Origin of the sequence: Kitasatospora sp. NPDC057940 (genome assembly GCF_042887425.1) — a bacterium.
Taxonomy (GTDB): domain Bacteria; phylum Actinomycetota; class Actinomycetes; order Streptomycetales; family Streptomycetaceae; genus Kitasatospora.
The window spans coordinates 83,472-98,063 of the sequence record NZ_JBHVPH010000018.1 but is presented as its reverse complement, the minus strand read 5'-3'; the positions used below and the strand labels follow the sequence as shown (position 1 = coordinate 98,063).

Annotated in this window: 15 protein-coding genes; 7 read left to right on the top strand and 8 right to left on the bottom strand. The window is 75.0% G+C overall.

Going from position 1 to position 14,592, the window contains the following annotated elements; all coding sequences use genetic code 11:
• The first annotated feature begins 95 nt into the window (after positions 1-95).
• On the top strand, positions 96-764 hold the full coding sequence (locus ACFVTF_RS25235; protein ID WP_387816692.1) for a GAP family protein: 669 nt from the start codon (positions 96-98) through the stop codon (positions 762-764).
• A 93-nt stretch (positions 765-857) separates the two neighbouring features.
• Here the strand turns inward: ACFVTF_RS25235 and ACFVTF_RS25230 are convergent, their stop codons facing one another.
• From ACFVTF_RS25230 to ACFVTF_RS25220, 3 genes are all read right to left on the bottom strand, one after another.
• Entirely contained in the window at positions 858-1,547 is a 690-nt protein-coding gene (locus tag ACFVTF_RS25230) for a hypothetical protein (protein WP_387816690.1), read from the bottom strand.
• Entirely contained in the window at positions 1,544-2,116 is a 573-nt protein-coding gene (locus ACFVTF_RS25225; protein ID WP_371522333.1) for an RNA polymerase sigma factor, read from the bottom strand. Before ACFVTF_RS25225 ends, ACFVTF_RS25230 begins: the two co-directional genes overlap by 4 nt.
• Positions 2,117-2,372: 256 nt before the next feature.
• Positions 2,373-2,846, bottom strand: coding sequence for a MarR family transcriptional regulator (locus ACFVTF_RS25220; RefSeq protein WP_363582623.1), 474 nt, complete (start codon positions 2,844-2,846; stop codon positions 2,373-2,375).
• Positions 2,847-2,963: 117 nt separating this feature from the next.
• On the opposite strand from ACFVTF_RS25220, the gene ACFVTF_RS25215 reads away from it, so the two are divergent.
• The gene (locus ACFVTF_RS25215; RefSeq protein ID WP_387816688.1) at positions 2,964-3,374 is read left to right on the top strand and encodes an organic hydroperoxide resistance protein; all 411 of its coding nucleotides are present in this window, start codon (positions 2,964-2,966) and stop codon (positions 3,372-3,374) included.
• A gap of 119 nt (positions 3,375-3,493) precedes the next feature.
• On the opposite strand, the gene ACFVTF_RS25210 is transcribed toward ACFVTF_RS25215, so the two are convergent.
• Positions 3,494-3,868 carry a hypothetical protein gene (locus tag ACFVTF_RS25210; RefSeq protein WP_387816686.1) on the bottom strand — a complete coding sequence of 125 codons (375 nt, stop codon included), beginning with the start codon at positions 3,866-3,868 and terminating at the stop codon, positions 3,494-3,496.
• A gap of 156 nt (positions 3,869-4,024) precedes the next feature.
• Here ACFVTF_RS25210 and ACFVTF_RS25205 point away from each other — a divergent pair, with 156 nt between their 5' ends.
• Complete coding sequence (locus tag ACFVTF_RS25205; RefSeq protein WP_371522326.1) at positions 4,025-4,396, top strand: hypothetical protein; 372 nt, start codon at positions 4,025-4,027, stop codon at positions 4,394-4,396.
• Positions 4,397-4,408: 12 nt separating this feature from the next.
• Here ACFVTF_RS25205 and ACFVTF_RS25200 read toward each other — a convergent pair whose 3' ends face one another.
• Together ACFVTF_RS25200 and ACFVTF_RS25195 are read right to left on the bottom strand one after the other, a co-directional pair.
• Positions 4,409-5,059, bottom strand: coding sequence for a beta-glucanase (locus ACFVTF_RS25200; RefSeq protein WP_387816684.1), 651 nt, complete (start codon positions 5,057-5,059; stop codon positions 4,409-4,411).
• Positions 5,060-5,225: 166 nt separating this feature from the next.
• Positions 5,226-5,855 carry a CBS domain-containing protein gene (locus ACFVTF_RS25195; RefSeq protein ID WP_387816682.1) on the bottom strand — a complete coding sequence of 210 codons (630 nt, stop codon included), beginning with the start codon at positions 5,853-5,855 and terminating at the stop codon, positions 5,226-5,228.
• 358 nt (positions 5,856-6,213) lie between these two features.
• Here ACFVTF_RS25195 and ACFVTF_RS25190 point away from each other — a divergent pair, with 358 nt between their 5' ends.
• Positions 6,214-8,064 (top strand): hypothetical protein, encoded by a 1,851-nt coding sequence (locus ACFVTF_RS25190; RefSeq protein ID WP_387816681.1) that lies wholly within the window; start codon positions 6,214-6,216, stop codon positions 8,062-8,064.
• Here ACFVTF_RS25190 and ACFVTF_RS25185 read toward each other — a convergent pair.
• Positions 8,048-9,262 (bottom strand): FAD-dependent monooxygenase, encoded by a 1,215-nt coding sequence (locus tag ACFVTF_RS25185; RefSeq protein ID WP_387816679.1) that lies wholly within the window; start codon positions 9,260-9,262, stop codon positions 8,048-8,050. The genes ACFVTF_RS25190 and ACFVTF_RS25185 overlap by 17 nt on opposite strands.
• A gap of 136 nt (positions 9,263-9,398) precedes the next feature.
• On the opposite strand from ACFVTF_RS25185, the gene ACFVTF_RS25180 reads away from it, so the two are divergent.
• Together ACFVTF_RS25180 and ACFVTF_RS25175 are read left to right on the top strand one after the other, a co-directional pair.
• Positions 9,399-10,088 (top strand): TetR/AcrR family transcriptional regulator, encoded by a 690-nt coding sequence (locus ACFVTF_RS25180; protein WP_387816796.1) that lies wholly within the window; start codon positions 9,399-9,401, stop codon positions 10,086-10,088.
• 164 nt (positions 10,089-10,252) lie between these two features.
• A complete protein-coding gene (locus ACFVTF_RS25175; protein WP_350882685.1) occupies positions 10,253-10,522 on the top strand; it encodes a GlsB/YeaQ/YmgE family stress response membrane protein in 270 nt (89 codons plus the stop codon).
• A gap of 16 nt (positions 10,523-10,538) precedes the next feature.
• Here the strand turns inward: ACFVTF_RS25175 and ACFVTF_RS25170 are convergent, their stop codons facing one another.
• Positions 10,539-12,440, bottom strand: a complete 1,902-nt coding sequence (locus ACFVTF_RS25170) for an amino acid transporter (protein ID WP_371522314.1) — start codon at positions 12,438-12,440, stop codon at positions 10,539-10,541.
• Positions 12,441-12,796: 356 nt separating this feature from the next.
• Here ACFVTF_RS25170 and ACFVTF_RS25165 point away from each other — a divergent pair, with 356 nt between their 5' ends.
• Positions 12,797-14,374 (top strand): N,N-dimethylformamidase beta subunit family domain-containing protein, encoded by a 1,578-nt coding sequence (locus tag ACFVTF_RS25165; protein ID WP_387816677.1) that lies wholly within the window; start codon positions 12,797-12,799, stop codon positions 14,372-14,374.
• Positions 14,375-14,592: the final 218 nt, after the last annotated feature.

Genomic DNA, 14,592 nt, shown 5'->3' with positions numbered 1-14,592 from the left:
CTTCACCGGACGCCCCGGGCAGCGGCTCCACCGGACGGGCCCGGACGGCGGCTGCGCCGGGCGAGCCCGGGCGACGGCGAGGAGGCGGGAGCGGGATGGGCGAGGCGGTCGGTTCGATGCTGGCGTCGGCGGTGGGCATCGCGATCAGCCCGCCGGCGCTGGTCGCGGTGGTCCTGATGCTGGCCGCACCGCGCGGGCGGACCATCGGGCTCGCCTTCGCGGCCGGCTGGGCGGCCGGCCTGGCGGCGGTGGTGGCGGTCGTGGTGGCGGCGGGCAGCGCACTGGGTCCGGGTGGCGGCCGGCCGGCCTGGCCGTACTGGCTGGAGCTCGCGCTGGGCGTCCTGTTCGTCCTGATGACCTGGAAGCAGTGGCGCGACCGGCCCCGCGCGGGGCACGTCACCGCGCCGCCGAGGTGGATGCGGGAGGTGGGCCGCTTCAGCGCGGGCCGGTCGGCCGGTCTCGCGGCGGCCCTGGTCACGGCCGGCCCGAAGAACCTGGCGCTGGCCGTCGGCGGCGCGGCCTCGATCGCCGCCAGTACGGCCGGGGTCGGGGGCAGGGTGGTGGCCGCCGCGCTGATGGTGCTGATCGGTTCGCTGTGCACGCTGCTTCCGCTCGTGGTCCACCTCCTCCGCGGGGACCGCTCGGCGCGGACCCTCGGGGAGTGGAAGGCCTGGCTGGCCACCCACAGCACGGCGATCACGACCACCGTGCTGGCCGTGATCGGGGCCGAGTACGTCGGCGACGCCATCACGGGGCTCGCGTGAGCCGGCCCTCGGCGACCGACCCGCCGTCAGCGCCACCGGCCCCGGGCCCCGCGCCACCACAGCCCCCGCCCACCAGCGCCCCACCTCCCGGGCTCACCGGATGCGCACCACTCCTCTCCCCCGCACCGACCGCAGGCCCAGCCGTCCGCCGTCCGCCCCCGGGCGCACCGCCAGCACGTCCCTGAGTGTCAGCAGGATCTCGCCGTCGTAGCGCTCGGCCAGTACCCGCGCCAACTGCGCGGCGCCGCCCGGCCCGGCGTCCGGGGCCAGGGCCGGCAGGTGGCCGGGGCCGCTGAGGTCCTCGGCCTGGGCGGCCCAGCGGGCCGCGTCCCGGGTCTCGCCCTCGGCCGCGTAGTGGACGGCCAGGCAGTGCACGGCCAGCTGGTCGCCGTACTGCGTCGCGATCCGCCACCAGAAGACGCCGTCCGCGGTGCGGCCCATCCCGTAGAGCAGGCAGCCGAGGGTGCGGAAGGCCGTCTTCTCGGCGAGTTCGAGGTCCAGCGCCAGTTCGCCCGGTTCCACCGCGCCCGCCACGGTGGCGCACAGGTGCCGCAGGTCGCGTCGGAGCTCCGTCCGGCCGCCGGCCCACGGGGGCTCGCCGAAGGCGTGCGGTGGCCGGGCGTTCGCGGGCGGGCGGGCCGGGCGTTCGCGGGTGGCCGGCGCGGGCCGACGGGCGGCGGCGAGCCGCTCGGCCAGCCGACGGGTGAAGGCGGCCGGGTCGTGGTCGCGGAACTCGTGTTCCAGCAGGGCGGCGTCCGCCCGCAGCAGTTCGGTGACCTTCACGGCGCCTGCCCGTCGTCCGGCTGCTCCAGCAGGTACTCCAGGTGGCGCCGCCCGAGGCTGTAGTAGGTGCGGGCGGTGGTGTGCGCGATGCCGAGGTTGCGGCCGATGTCCGGGTAGGACAGGCCCGCCTGGCGCAGCCGGACGACGTCGGCCTGGACCGGGGCGGCGCGCGCGAGTTCCTCCATCGCCCAGTCCAGCGCGTCGAGTTCGGCGAGCTGGTCCAGTTCGTCCTGGCTGGTGTCGGGCCGGCGCTGCGCGATGACGCGCAGCCGTTTGCGTTCGGCGCGGCGGCGCTCGCGCAGGAGGTCCACCACCGCGTCCTTGACGATCTTGAAGGCGAAGGCCTGCGGGTCGGCGCTGGCCAGGGCGCGGCGCCAGTTCTTGTAGAGCGTGGCGCCCGCGTTCTGGACGGCGTCCTGCGCGTCCTCGCGATGTCGCAGGCGCTGCTGGGCGTACCGGAGGTAGCCCGGGTGCTCGCGGGTGAAGAAGGCCTCGAAGTCGGCCGGCAGCGCGCCGAGCGGGTCCGCCCGCAGGTCCCGCTTCTCGCCCGGCCCGGGGGTGTTCAGCACACGCGCCCCCCTTTCGTGGGTCAGCTGGCCGGCCCACCGGGTGGCACGCCGACGGCCCCTGGGGGCTCGTGGTGTAACCGTCCGGGCGGCCCGGGTTGTTGACCGGATCGGGCGGACAATTGGCGACCGTTTCCGTTCACTTTCGAAAACCGGCGCTGACCTGCCGGTTCGACCCCGACAGGAGTCCGGGACCGAGACGCACGTGACCCACGTCACAGGCCCCGGGCCGCCCGACTTGACAGGTCGGGTGCCGCGACTACGGCGCCGGCTCCACCACCGCGGAGTCCAGCGCGGCGGTCACCCGCTCCAGCAGTACGCGCAGCGCGGCCAGGTCCTCGACCGGCAGTCCGGTCGCGTCGAACAGCCGGCGCGGCACCTGTCCGGCCCGCTCGCGCAGGGCGGAGCCCTCGGCGGTGAGGCTGACGGTGACCGACCGCTCGTCCTCCGGGCTGCGCTCGCGCCGCACCAGTCCGGCCGCCTCCAGCCGCTTGAGCAGCGGGGAGAGCGTGCCGGAGTCGAGCCGCAGGCGCTCGCCGATCCGCTTGACGGGCAGGTCGCCGTCCTCCCAGAGCACGAGCAGGACGAGGTACTGGGGGTAGGTGAGCCCGAGGTCGCGCAGCAGCACCCGGTAGACGCCACCGAAGGCGCGGGAGGCCGCGTTCAGCGAGAAGCAGATCTGCTGGTCGAGGCGGAGCAGTTCCTCGTCCGCCATGCCGGGGAGCGTGGTCATGGCTCCATGGTACCGATCACCCTCACGCCATTTAGTTGTGCGCAATTGAATTGCGTGCTCTACTTATCCCGAGAGGGCGGCCCGGGCGGCCGCCGGAACACACGAAGGGAACCGACCATGGACGCGCTCTACACCGCAGCCGCCACCGCCAACGGCCGGGAGGGCCGCGCCGTCAGCTCCGACGGGCAGCTGGACCTCGCGCTGGCGATGCCGCCCGCGCTCGGCGGCAGCGGCCAGGGCACCAACCCCGAGCAGTTGTTCGCGGCCGGCTACGCGGCCTGCTTCGCCAGCGCCCTCGGCCTGGTCGGCCGCCAGGCCCGGGTCGACACCAGCGAGGTCTCGGTCACCGCCGAGGTGTCCATCGGCAAGGACGGCGCCGGCTTCGGCCTGGCTGTCGTGCTGCGCGTCGAACTGCCCGAGGCGCTCGCGGACGGGACCGGCGAGCGGCTGGTCAAGCAGGCGCACGAGGTCTGCCCGTACTCGCGCGCCACCCGCGGCAACATCCCGGTCGAGCTGGTCGTCGAATAGGACCGGCAGGCCACGCACGCCGAGTAGGCCGAACGGGCTACGCCTACGCCGACCAGGCCGGCACCGCGGACGGGCCCGCCACACGCACCACCGTGTGGCGGGCCCGTCCGCACCCCGACTCAGCCGCCACCCGGCCCGTTCGCCGAGCGCAGCGTGTCGAGCCTGTGCCGGTACTCCTCGGTGTCGATCTCGCCACGTGCGAACCGCTCCGCGAGCAGTTGCTCGGGCGTCGGCCCGGCCGCCGCGCCGTGCGGCGCGCCCCACCCCGGCCCCGCCGCACCCGAAGCCGCCGAGCCCGAGCCCACGCCCGGACCCGGACCCGTCGCGCCCGGACCCGCCGGGCCGTGCGGCAGCGGGCGGCGCGACCGCGACAGGTACCGGAACAGGGCGATGGCGGCGAGCACCAGCACCAGCAGGACCAGCAGGGTCAGGACCGCCATCACGCCGATGCCCCAGCCACCCAGGACGTGGCCGTGTCCGTGCCAGTACCTCATCGGGACCTCCTCCTCCGGCCCCGCAGCCGGGGCCCGCCGAGGTGACCAGCGCCTCACCACCATCGTGCGCCCGCACCGGACCGAAGCGCCCTGAAGAAAGCCTGAGAAAACGTTCCGGCGCTCAGCGCCCGGCCCACCGGGGTAGCGTTGCCGCCCATGAACCACCACCCGCCGGCCGACGACCGCTCACCCGAGCAGCTCGTCGCGGCCGGGGTGCTGCGGCGCCACGGGGACCACCGCCCCCACCCCGCGCTCGGCCACTCCCCGATCAGCTACGTCTCCACCGCGCTCTGGGCCGAACTCACCGCGCTCGCCATCGCACCGCCCGCGGCCGACGCGACCGCCACCGCCCTGCTGCACGCCATCGCCGCACGCGCCGTGGACGCGGCCCTGGCCCCCGGCAACGAACGCGCCCCGCGCGACGACCTGTACGTGGCCCACCCCGCGCACATCGGCGCGCACCGCCGGACGGTCTGGTTCCAGCGCTCCGGCCCGCGCGGCCCGGTCACCGCCACCTTCGCCCCGTGAGGCGGGACGCGCTCAGCGCTCGACCTGAAGGCTGTGGCAGACCCAGCTGAGCCGGTCCGGCCCCTGCAACGGCGGCCGGTCGTGGTACGTGCCGTCCGCGACCGACAGGTTGACGATCAGGTACGCCTGCCAGCCGGGGCCGACCCCGTGCAGGTCCGCGTAGACCAGCTCGTCCTCGACGTACCAGTCCACCGAGTTCGCGCCGAGCACGACCCGCAGGTCGAACGTCGCCCCGGGCGCGATCCCCGAGCCGGCGCCGTGCCAGTACCGGTACCCGCCCCGGACGTGGTTGGAGAACTCCAACAGGTCCGGGTGGTCCGGGTGGTACTCGAAGAGGTCGACCTCGTTGCCGCCGTTCCGCCAGGTCCAGACGGCCGGCCAGGCGCCCAGCCCGACGGGCAGCGTGATGCGCGCCGACAGCTGGTCGCCGGTGCGGGCCTGGAAGCCGTCCGGACTGCCCTCGGTGGTGAGCAGGTTGCACGTCCAGAGCCCGCCGACGAGCCGCCGGGTGGCGCTGAACACGCCGCCCGGGCAGTAGCCGCGGCCGAGGTAGTCGAGCTTGTGGTCGCTCCGGTTGGTCGGACCCATCCGGGGGTAGGCACTGCTGCGCCCGGCGGTCCACTGTCTGGTCGAAGTGAAGTCCGCGTCGAACACGACCGCCACGGCCGCCTCCCCTGTGCTCCGGAGCCCCGGCAGTTCGACCCGCCAGGCACACAGGGTGAGTTACCCGATACGCTCCGCAGTATGCGGAGCGGGACGCCCGGGCCGGAGCAGCGCGCAGCGGTCGGATCGCAGGATCGACGGATCTCGGGATCGACGGATCGACAGATCAGCCCACCGGAGCGGCCGCCCCGCCCGCGCCGAGCCGGTCGGTGACCGAGACCACGCCGTCCACCGAGCGGCACAGGTTGAGCACGATCGGGACCAGGTGCGGCTCGGGCACCGTACCGCTGAGCACCACCCGGCCCTGATCGACCTCGACGCCGATCTCCGCCGGGCTCACCCCCTCGATCCGGCCGAGCACCTCCTCGACGATCTCCCGCCGGATCACCACGTCCTCGCGCAGGAAGACCCGCAGCAGGTCCCCGCGGCTGACCATGCCGGTCACCCGCCCGTCCTCGTCCAGCACCGGCATCCGCTTCAGCCCGTGCCGGCTCATCAGCCGGGCCGCCGCGACCACGCTGGTCCCGGGGGTCGTGCAGACCGGCTGCCCGGTCATCAGGTCGGCCGCGGTCACGGAACCGCCCGGGCCGGCCTGCGCCGCCTCGGGGGCGGGCAGCAGCGCGCCCGGATCCTCCTGCGCGGCCAGCGTGCGCAGCAGGTCGGCCTCGGAGACGATCCCGAGCGGGCGCCCCTCCGCGTCCACCACCGGCACCCCGGTGATGTCGTACTCGGTCAGCAGCGCGACGATCTCCCGGAAGCCGGTCTCGGGCGCGACCCGGACCACGGGGCTGGTCATCACTGATTCGACGGTGGCATGCCGCACGCCGGTTCACCTCGTCCACGACACTCTTGCGGCCGGGCGCGGATCGTCCCGGCCGGTACCGGCAGCATCGCGCCCGGCGGCACGGGCCGCCAGGGGCCAAGGGGCTGAACGGGTGGGACCTTGGGCCCGCCCGCCGAACGCGGATCCGACACCGCGCCGAACCACCGCCCGCCCGCCGCCCCGCCGAGACCACCGAGTCACGAACCCCGCGACCCGGTGACCCACCGACCCGGTGACCCGGACGGCGCAACCATCACATGATCGACTCGTTGGACCGTCCACCACGACAGCACGCACGGCATCCGGGGAGGGCACGTTGGCAGGACGGACGATGGGCGCGGCATCGCCTGCGCAGGGCGCCGCGGCGCGCCCGGTGGCCCAGGCCGAGGCCGCGCTGGTGCGCCACTACCGCAGGCTGGCCCGGCTGGCGTACCTCGCGCTGCCCGCCGACCGGGACCGGCACAGCCGGGTGCTGGCCGCGCACGCGACCGTCCAGCGCGCCCTGCCCTCCCGCTGGACCCGCCCGGCCGGTCCGCCGGCGGCGGACGAGGACCCGGTGTACGCCGCACTGCGCCTGCGGGTGCTGCGCGCCGCGCTGCGGCCGCACCCCGCGCGGCGGCTGCCCGCTCCCCGGATCTGGGGACTGAGGCTGTTCACCCCGCACGGCGGCGAGGAGGACGCGGCGCTGGACCACGCGCTCGCGGCCCTCGACGCCCCCGCCCGGGCGGCCTTCGCCCTGCGCGCGGTGGAGGGGCTGACGCCGGAGCAGGCGGCCGGGGCGCTGCGACGGGCCGGGGTCGCGCACCCCGAGGAGGCCGTCGCGGCGGCGGCCGGCGTGACCGCCGGGGCGGACCCGGAGCCGCCCGCCTTCGACCCGTGCGCGGTAAGGGTCCAGCCCACCGACCTGCTGCGCCGCCGCCGGACGTGGAGCGCCGCGCTGCTGGTCGGCCTGCTCGGACTCAGCACGACGGCGGCCGTGGTGGCCGACTCCGGGCCTGGCGCGCCCGTGGCCCGCCCCGCGTCCGCCCCGGTCGGCACCGCGGCCGACCCGGCCCGCCTGACCCGGGTCGAGCCGGACCGGTGGCAGCACACCGCGCGGGTCGACTTCACCGCCTGGCCCGCCCGCGGCGACCGCCGCGACGACGGCGCGCTGCTCGGCCGCGCCCTGGCCGCCTGGGAGCGGCCCGGCCCGCAGACCCGCGCCGAGCCGGGCGTGGACGTCACGCCGCCCGTCGCCCCGCCGGCCCTGCTGTTCGCCGGGACGGTCGACGGCACCGCCCTGGTGGTGCTGTTCGACGGCCGGCGGCTCGCCCGCTACACCGACGGGCGCGACGGTGGCCTGGACCTCGCCCGGGCCGACGACTCGGACGTGACCACGGCCGGCGCGGTGGTGCTGCGCCGTCAGGGCACCGCAGTGCGCTATCTGCTGGCCCCCTGGGTGGACGCCGTCGAGACCCGCCGGATCGACCAACCCGACTCCCCCGCGCGGCCGTTGGACCACCCTGACGGGGTCACGGCGGCGGTCCCCGGGGGCGGGCTCGCGGACTGCCACGGCGCCACGGTGCTCCAGCTGCACTCCTCCCCCACCATCGCCGAGAAGCACGCCTTCCTGCTGACCGACCTCGGCGGGCTCGTCCCCGCGCACCTCACCTACTCCCCGCCGCCGGACCGCGCCCAGCCGGCCCGCGAGCCGCGCGAGGCCACCGGCCAGGACGCGCTGCTGGCCTGGGCCCGCGCGGGCTGCGCCGTCCCCGACGGCACGCCGGGCGTCAAGCAGCTCAACCTGTGGGCCTTCGCGGTGCAGCCGCTGCCGCAGAACGCGGGCTCGGCGTCCTGGGTCTGCCTGCGCGCCGACCGCTGGACCGGTGAGGGCAGCGCCGCCACCGCCGTCCTGCTGCCGTCCGTCCGCGGCCCTCAGCGCACCGGCGGCGGCCCGGGGCGGGCGTGCAGCCGGTTCGAGCAGGACGTCGTCGGCTGGGCCTGGTGGCGCTCCCCGCAGGGGGCGGAGTTCCTGCTCGCGGCGGGCAGCCGGCGGGTCAGCCGGCTCGCCGTCAAGGGCCCGGACTGGTCCGCCGACCGGCCCGTCCCGGACCACACGCTGGCCGTCGAGCGCCCGGCCCGGGCGACCGTCCAGGTGGAGGCGGCCCTGGACGGCGGCGCCCGGATCAGCCCGCCGCACTGAACCGGCCGGCCGATTCTCCCGCGTACTCCGGCAGCTCGTAGTCCGGCAGCTCGACGCTGGAGACCTGCTTGCCGAGCTCCAGCATCCGGTTCAGCACCCAGCGCCGGTTCAGCAGCCCGTTGCGCACCCGCAGGCCGGTGGCGGTGCGCGGCGCCAGGAACGGGCCGGTGCGGTCCCCGCCCTTCTGGCAGCCCTCGGCGTAGCCGCGCAGCAGCTGCTCGTACCGGGCGAAGGCGGTGCGGTGGTCGCCGCGGGCCCGGGCCAGTTCGCCGGCCAGGACGTACGCGGCCACCACGGCGGTGCCGGTGCCCATGCCTCCGATGGTGGCGCCGCAGGCCGCGTCGCCGAGCAGGGCGATCCGGCCGCTGGACCAGGTGGGGACGTCGGCGCGGCTGATCGAGTCGAAGTAGAGCTCGGGAGCGTGCCGCAGGCTCTCCAACAGGCGCGGCACCTCCCAGCCGAGGCCCGCGAAGGCGTCCCGCACCAGGGCCTTCTGCTGCTCCTGGTCGTGGCGGTCGTAGCGCAGTTCGGGCGAGGCGAAGAGGCAGAAGGCGCCCGCGCGGGCCGGGTCGCGGTGGTCGGCGCCGATCGAGGCGAGCCGGCCGGGGACGTTGAGGCCGACCGAACCGGGCGCCAGGCCGAGGTCGTTGGGGAACTGCCAGGTGGCCGCGTAGTAGCCGAGGTGGCGGACGTAGCGCTGCTCGGGGCCGAAGGCGAGCCGGCGGACGTTGGAGTGCAGCCCGTCGGCGCCGATCACCAGGTCGAACTCGCGCGGCGCGCCGTGCCGGAAGGCGGCCCGCACACCGCTCGGGGTCTCCTCCAGGGCGGTGATCGAGTCGCCGAAGACGTACTCGGCGCGGGTGCGGCTGTGCCGGTACAGCAGCTGGGCGAGTTCGCCGCGCGGGATCTCCAGCTCGCCGCCCGCGAACTCGGCGGGCAGGTGCAGGAGTCGGCGGCCGTCGGCGCCGAGGAAGGTCATCGGGCTGCCGCCGGTGTCGAGCGCGCGCAGTTCGTCGAGGACGCCCATCCGCTCCAGCACCGTCAGGTGGGTGCGGCCGCGGAAGTCGACGTTCTGGCCGCCGCCGCGCAGTGCCGGGGCGAGTTCGACGACGGTGACCTCGAAGCCGTACCGGCCGAGCCAGTGGGCCAGGGCGGGGCCGGCGATGCTCGCGCCCGAGATCAGGACCTTGGTGCTCATGGGGAACCACTCCGTCCGAGAGGATCGAGAAACTGTGTCCGGTGGATACTGTTTGCTGCTGTGTACGGTAGACGCAGTTAGGTCGGACGAGCAACCCCCGGAACGGGAGCGGAATGTGAGCGAGGCGGCGAACGACATGGTGCGGCTGCTCTGGGGCCCCCCGGCCAAGCCCACCCGCGGGCCGAAACCGGCCCTCAGCCTGGAGCGGATCGCGGCGGCGGGCGTCGAGATCGCGGACGCCGAAGGCCTGGGCGCGGTCTCGATGCAGAAGGTCGCCGGGCTGCTCGACTTCACCAAGATGTCGCTCTACCGCTACGTGCCCGGCAAGGCCGAACTCGTCGCCCTGATGGTCGAGGCCGCCGTCGGCGAGCCCCCGCAGGACCGGCACGCCCACGACTGGCGGGCCCAACTCACCGCCTGGGCGCACCACTTGACCGAGTCGTTCGGCCGCCACCCGTGGCTGCTCGACGCCACCGTCGGCCCCCGGGTGATGGGCCCGAAGGAACTCACCTGGCTGGAACGGGTGGTGACCGCCCTCGACGGCCACGGGCTGACCGGCCCCGAGCGGATGGACGCCGCCGTCCTGCTCGCCGGACACGTCCGCAGCATCGCCCAGCAGTCCCGCGCCGCCGGGCCCGACGGCTCCCCCGAAGCCGAACTCCTCACCGCCCTCGGCACACTGGTGCACCAGCACGCCGACCGCTACCCCGCCCTGGCCGCCGCCATGACCGGGGAGGACGGGCGCGACCAGGCCCTCGACTTCGGCCTGGACCGCATCCTCGACGGCCTCGCCGCCCTGATCACCCGCCGCACGGGCACCGCCTGACCGCCGCCGATGCCGGGCCGGACGGGCCAGCCCGGCGGCCGGTGAGCTGCGGCGTCGGCTCCCGACGTGCCCGTTCGGCCGATCCGGGCGATCATGGGACGAACCGCGTCTCGGCGATTCGGCGCACCGGTGTCAGTCCGGCCGCGCCCGGAAGGTGGACTGCGATGTTCCAGCTCCTGTGGATTCTGCTCATCGGCTTCGTGCTGGGCGTACTGGCCAAGCTGATCCTGCGCGGGCCGCAGTCGATCCCCTGGTGGCTGACGATGCTGCTCGGTGCCGCCGGGGCCTGGCTCGGCAACGCCGTCTCCGGATGGATCGGCGTCCGCCACACCTCGGGCATCGACTGGATCCGGCACCTTCTCCAACTCGGCTTCGCCGTCGCCCTGGTGGCCTTCGTCGCCCCGGCCTGGACCAAGTCCCACCCGAGCCGCTGACCAGGACGAACCGGACTCAGCCGACGTGGACGGCCGGGCGGCGGCTGCGGTCGGGTTCAGCCTCGCGCAGGACTTCGCGGGTGACGGGGGCGATCTCGCCCTGGCCGAACAGGAAGAACCTGAGGAACTGGGCGAAGGGGTTGCCCTCGGTCCACTCGAAGTAGATGTGCGGCTGCTGCCCGGTGAGGTCCCGCACCCGCAGCAGCAGGGCGGCCAGCGCGTTCGGCACGCTGGAGCTCTGCAGCGTCAGCACCCGGTAGCGGTCGTGCAGCACCTCGCCGCGCACGGTCAGTTCGGCCTCGAAGTCGGACGGGTCGAGCACGGTGACCTCGACGAAGACCAGGTCGTCCTCGGTCGGGATGTCGTTGTCGGCGCGGATCTGGCGGATCTTGTCGCGGTACTCGGCGAGGTCCCGGCTGTTCGGCTCGTTGGCGATCAGCCGTAGCGGGCGGTGCATATAGTCCCGGACGAAGCGTTCCGCGACGACGTCGAGCACCACGTCGGTGACGCGCAGTTCGAAGGCCCGCTTGAGCCGGGAGAGGAAGGACACCAGCATGATGCCGGCGATGAAGCAGCCGCCGATCTTGACGCCGTCCGGCCGCTCGGCGATGTTCACGGCCGTGGTGTAGAGGAAGACCCCGGCGATCGCGGCGAAGCCGACCGTCCTGCGGCGCTGCCCCGACTTGTGGGCGGCGATGGTGACGGCGATGGCGGCCGAGCTGATCAGCACCAGCACGCCGGTCGCGTACGCGCCGCCCTGGGCGTCCACGTTGGCGTCGAACAGCCAGGTGACCAGGAAGGCGATCAGGGTGAGGACGATCACGGTGGGCCGCACCGCGCGGGCCCAGTGCGGGGCCATGCCGTAGCGGGGCAGGTAGCGCGGCATCAGGTTGAGCAGCCCGGCCATCGCGGAGGCCCCGGCGAACCAGAGGATGGCGATGGTGGACAGGTCGTAGACGCTGCCGAAGGTGTTGCCGAGGTTCTGGTGGGCGAGGTAGGCGAGTGCTCGCCCGTTGGCCTGGCCGCCGGCCTTGAAGGCGTCCGCGGGGATCAGCAGGGTGGTGATGAGGCTGGTGGTGATCAGGAAGCAGCTCATGATCACGGCCGCGGTGGTGAGCAGCTTGCGGGCGCCGCGGATCCGGCCGGTGGGCTTCTCCTCGGTGTCGTCCGGGTCGCCCTCGATGTGCGGCATCACGGCGACGCCGGTCTCGAAGCCGGACAGGCCAAGTGCCAGCTTCGGGAAGACGATCAGCGCGACGCCGATCATCGCGATCACGTTGCCGTGCTCGGCGGTGAGCGCGTCGGTCCAGTCGCCGACGACGTGCGGGGCCTTCAGCACGTGCCAGAGTCCGTTGGTCACCACCACGACGTTCAGCGTGAGGTAGACCGCGACCAGGACGACGGCGATGCCGATCGCCTCGCTGAAGCCCTTGAGGAAGACCGCGCCGAGCAGGGCCACCATGATCAGGGTGATCGTCACCTGCTTGCCGGTCAGCAGGCTGTGCAGGTGCGGGTTCTCCACCAGGTGCGCGGTCGCGTCGGCGGCCGACAGGGTGATGGTGATCATGAAGTCGGTGGCCGCGAAGCCGAGCAGCGTGAGCACGAAGAGCTTGCCCTGCCAGAACGACAGCAGCCGCTCCAGCATCGCGATCGAGCCCTGGCCGTGCGGGCTCTCCTGGGCGACCCGCCGGTAGACGGGCAGGGCGCCGAGCAGGGTGACGACCACCAGCACGATGGTCGCCAGCGGCGAGAGCAGGCCGGCGGCGAGGGCGGCGATGCCGGGCTGGTAGCCGAGCGTGGAGAAGTAGTCCAGGCCGGTCAGGCACATCACCCGCCACCAGCGCTGGCCCTTGACGTGCGGCGCCTCGGCGTGCGGGCCGGGGTGCTGCTTGGCCATGTCCGACAGGCCTTCCAGCATCCACGCCCGGAACCTCGCGCCGTGGGTCGCGGGTGCCACCCCCGGATCGGCCGAACCCGACGACACCACGTGCACCCCTGTCCACCAGTCGGCCGGCCGCGCTCGGCTCCGGCCCCCCGAAGGCCGCCGGACGGCGGGCCTGGTCAGGCTAGGGGACCGGACCGGTGCCGCCGGGGAGCAGCGCGTCCGGACACGCCAGGGTGCCCCGGACGGCCCTCAGCGGTGGCGGACGGCGCCCCACCGTGCTGCCCGTCCCGGCGCGGCGGGCCGCACGCACCGCCCGGAACCGGCGAGGATGTCCGCGCGATCGACGGATGCGTGCGGGTTTGCCGAGGACGGACAGCAGGGAGGCAGCGGTGGCGGAACCGAGTCGGCGGGGGATTCTGGGCCTGGGCCTGCTGGCGGCGGCCACCGCCTCCTGCGGCACCCGCCACCCGGACCCCGCCCCGCAGTCCTCGTCCGACGGCCCCGCCCCGCGCCCCTCCCCCGACGACGCCGCTCCGACCGCCGACGCCCAGCACGTGGGCGTCCCGCCAGAGCAGTCCCTGCCCGGTGCGCGCGACTGGGAGATCACCAACCCCGGCCCCGCCGACTCCATCGAGGGCTTCGCCGACCGGGTCAGCGTGCTGCCGGGCGAGCAGTTCGGCCTGCACGTCTCCACCCCGGCCGCCGCCTTCACCGTCTCCGCCTACCGCACCGGCTGGTACGACGGCGCCCGCGCCCGCCTGGTCTGGCGCCGTGAGCACGTCCCGGGCGGACGGCAGCCCGCCCCGCACGTGGACCCCGCGACCAGGACGGTGCTGACCGGCTGGCAGCGCACCCTCGCCGTGGACACCACCGGCTGGCCCGAGGGCGCCTACCTGCTGCGCCTGGACGCCGAGGACGGCTCCGGCCAGCGCTACGTCCCGCTGACCGTCCGCTCCGCCGCCACCGCCGGGCGGACGGTCGTGATGAGCGCCCCCGCCACCTGGCAGGCGTACAACGAGTGGGGCGGGTACAGCCTCTACAACGGCCCCACCGGCGGTCTGGCCACCCGCTCGCTGCGGGTGGTCTTCGACCGGCCCTACGACTACGACCACGGCGCCGGGCTGTTCCTGGTGTACGAGGCGCCGCTGGTCGCGCTCGCCGAGCGGCTCGGGCTGCCGCTCGCCTACACCACCGGGATCGACGTGGCCCGGGAGCCCGGACTGCTGCACGGCGCGAGCGCCGTCCTCTCGCTCGGCCACGACGAGTACTGGTCCCCCGAGCAGCGCGCCCAGGTGGTCGCGGCCCGCGACGCCGGCACCAACCTGGCGGTCCTGGGGGCCAATTGCTGCTTCCGCCGGGTCCGCTTCGAGCCCTCGGAGCTGGGCCCGGACCGGACGGTGGTCTGCTACAAGGACGCGTGGGCGCAGGACCCGGGCCACCAGGCCGGCGCCCCGGCGACCACCGACTTCCGGGCCGGCCCGGGCGCCGACCCGGAGAGCTCGATGCTCGGCGTGATCTACGACGGCTACCCGGTGGACGCCCCGTACGTGGTCGGCTCGCCGGAGCACTGGGCGTTCGAGGGCACCGGCGTCGCCGCCGGTGCGTCGTTCCCGCACCTGGTCGGCGTCGAGTACGACCGGGTGGACACCGCCTTCCCCACCCCGCGTCCGATCGAGGTGATCGCGCACTCCCCCGTGGTCTGCGAGGGCCGCCGCTCGCACTCCGACACCGCGTACTACACCGTGCCGGGCGGCGCCGGGGTGTTCGCCTCCGGGACGATGCGCTGGGTGGAGGCCCTGGACGCGCACGGGCCCGGCGGCGGCAGCGCCGACCACGGGATCGACGCCCGGGCCGGGGACCTGGTCCGCCGGGTCACCGAGAACGTCCTGCGCGCCTTCGCCGCCGGCCCGGCCGGCCCGACCCGCCCGGCCCGGGACAACCTCGCGACCGTCTACGGCGGGGCGTAGCCCGCCGGGAGCTGCGAGGGACCGTCGGCGAGGGGCCGTCCGTGAGGGACCGTCCGTGAGGGACCGTCGAAGAAATTTCCCGGACCGGCGGATCGGGTCGGTGGCGCGGCGCCCCGGGCACGCATCGCGGTCGAACGGATTTCCGGGCCGTGGCCGGCCGTGCCCAGCCCGTCACCCGGGGCGAGGAACCGTCCGCCGCACCGATACACTCACACGGT

Bases quoted from the DNA above. Each gene is read 5' to 3' on its own strand.
- ACFVTF_RS25220 (WP_363582623.1), bottom strand. From the start codon at position 2,846: ATGACCACGCTCCCCGGCATGGCGGACGAGGAACTGCTCCGCCTCGAC.
- ACFVTF_RS25185 (WP_387816679.1), bottom strand. From the start codon at position 9,262: ATGAGCACCAAGGTCCTGATCTCGGGCGCGAGCATCGCCGGCCCCGCC.
- ACFVTF_RS25210 (WP_387816686.1), bottom strand. From the start codon at position 3,868: ATGAGGTACTGGCACGGACACGGCCACGTCCTGGGTGGCTGGGGCATC.
- ACFVTF_RS25215 (WP_387816688.1), top strand. From the start codon at position 2,964: ATGGACGCGCTCTACACCGCAGCCGCCACCGCCAACGGCCGGGAGGGC.
- ACFVTF_RS25195 (WP_387816682.1), bottom strand. From the start codon at position 5,855: ATGACCAGCCCCGTGGTCCGGGTCGCGCCCGAGACCGGCTTCCGGGAG.
- ACFVTF_RS25170 (WP_371522314.1), bottom strand. From the start codon at position 12,440: ATGCTGGAAGGCCTGTCGGACATGGCCAAGCAGCACCCCGGCCCGCAC.
- ACFVTF_RS25175 (WP_350882685.1), top strand. From the start codon at position 10,253: ATGTTCCAGCTCCTGTGGATTCTGCTCATCGGCTTCGTGCTGGGCGTA.
- ACFVTF_RS25190 (WP_387816681.1), top strand. From the start codon at position 6,214: ATGGGCGCGGCATCGCCTGCGCAGGGCGCCGCGGCGCGCCCGGTGGCC.
- ACFVTF_RS25180 (WP_387816796.1), top strand. From the start codon at position 9,399: ATGGTGCGGCTGCTCTGGGGCCCCCCGGCCAAGCCCACCCGCGGGCCG.
- ACFVTF_RS25205 (WP_371522326.1), top strand. From the start codon at position 4,025: ATGAACCACCACCCGCCGGCCGACGACCGCTCACCCGAGCAGCTCGTC.
- ACFVTF_RS25235 (WP_387816692.1), top strand. From the start codon at position 96: ATGGGCGAGGCGGTCGGTTCGATGCTGGCGTCGGCGGTGGGCATCGCG.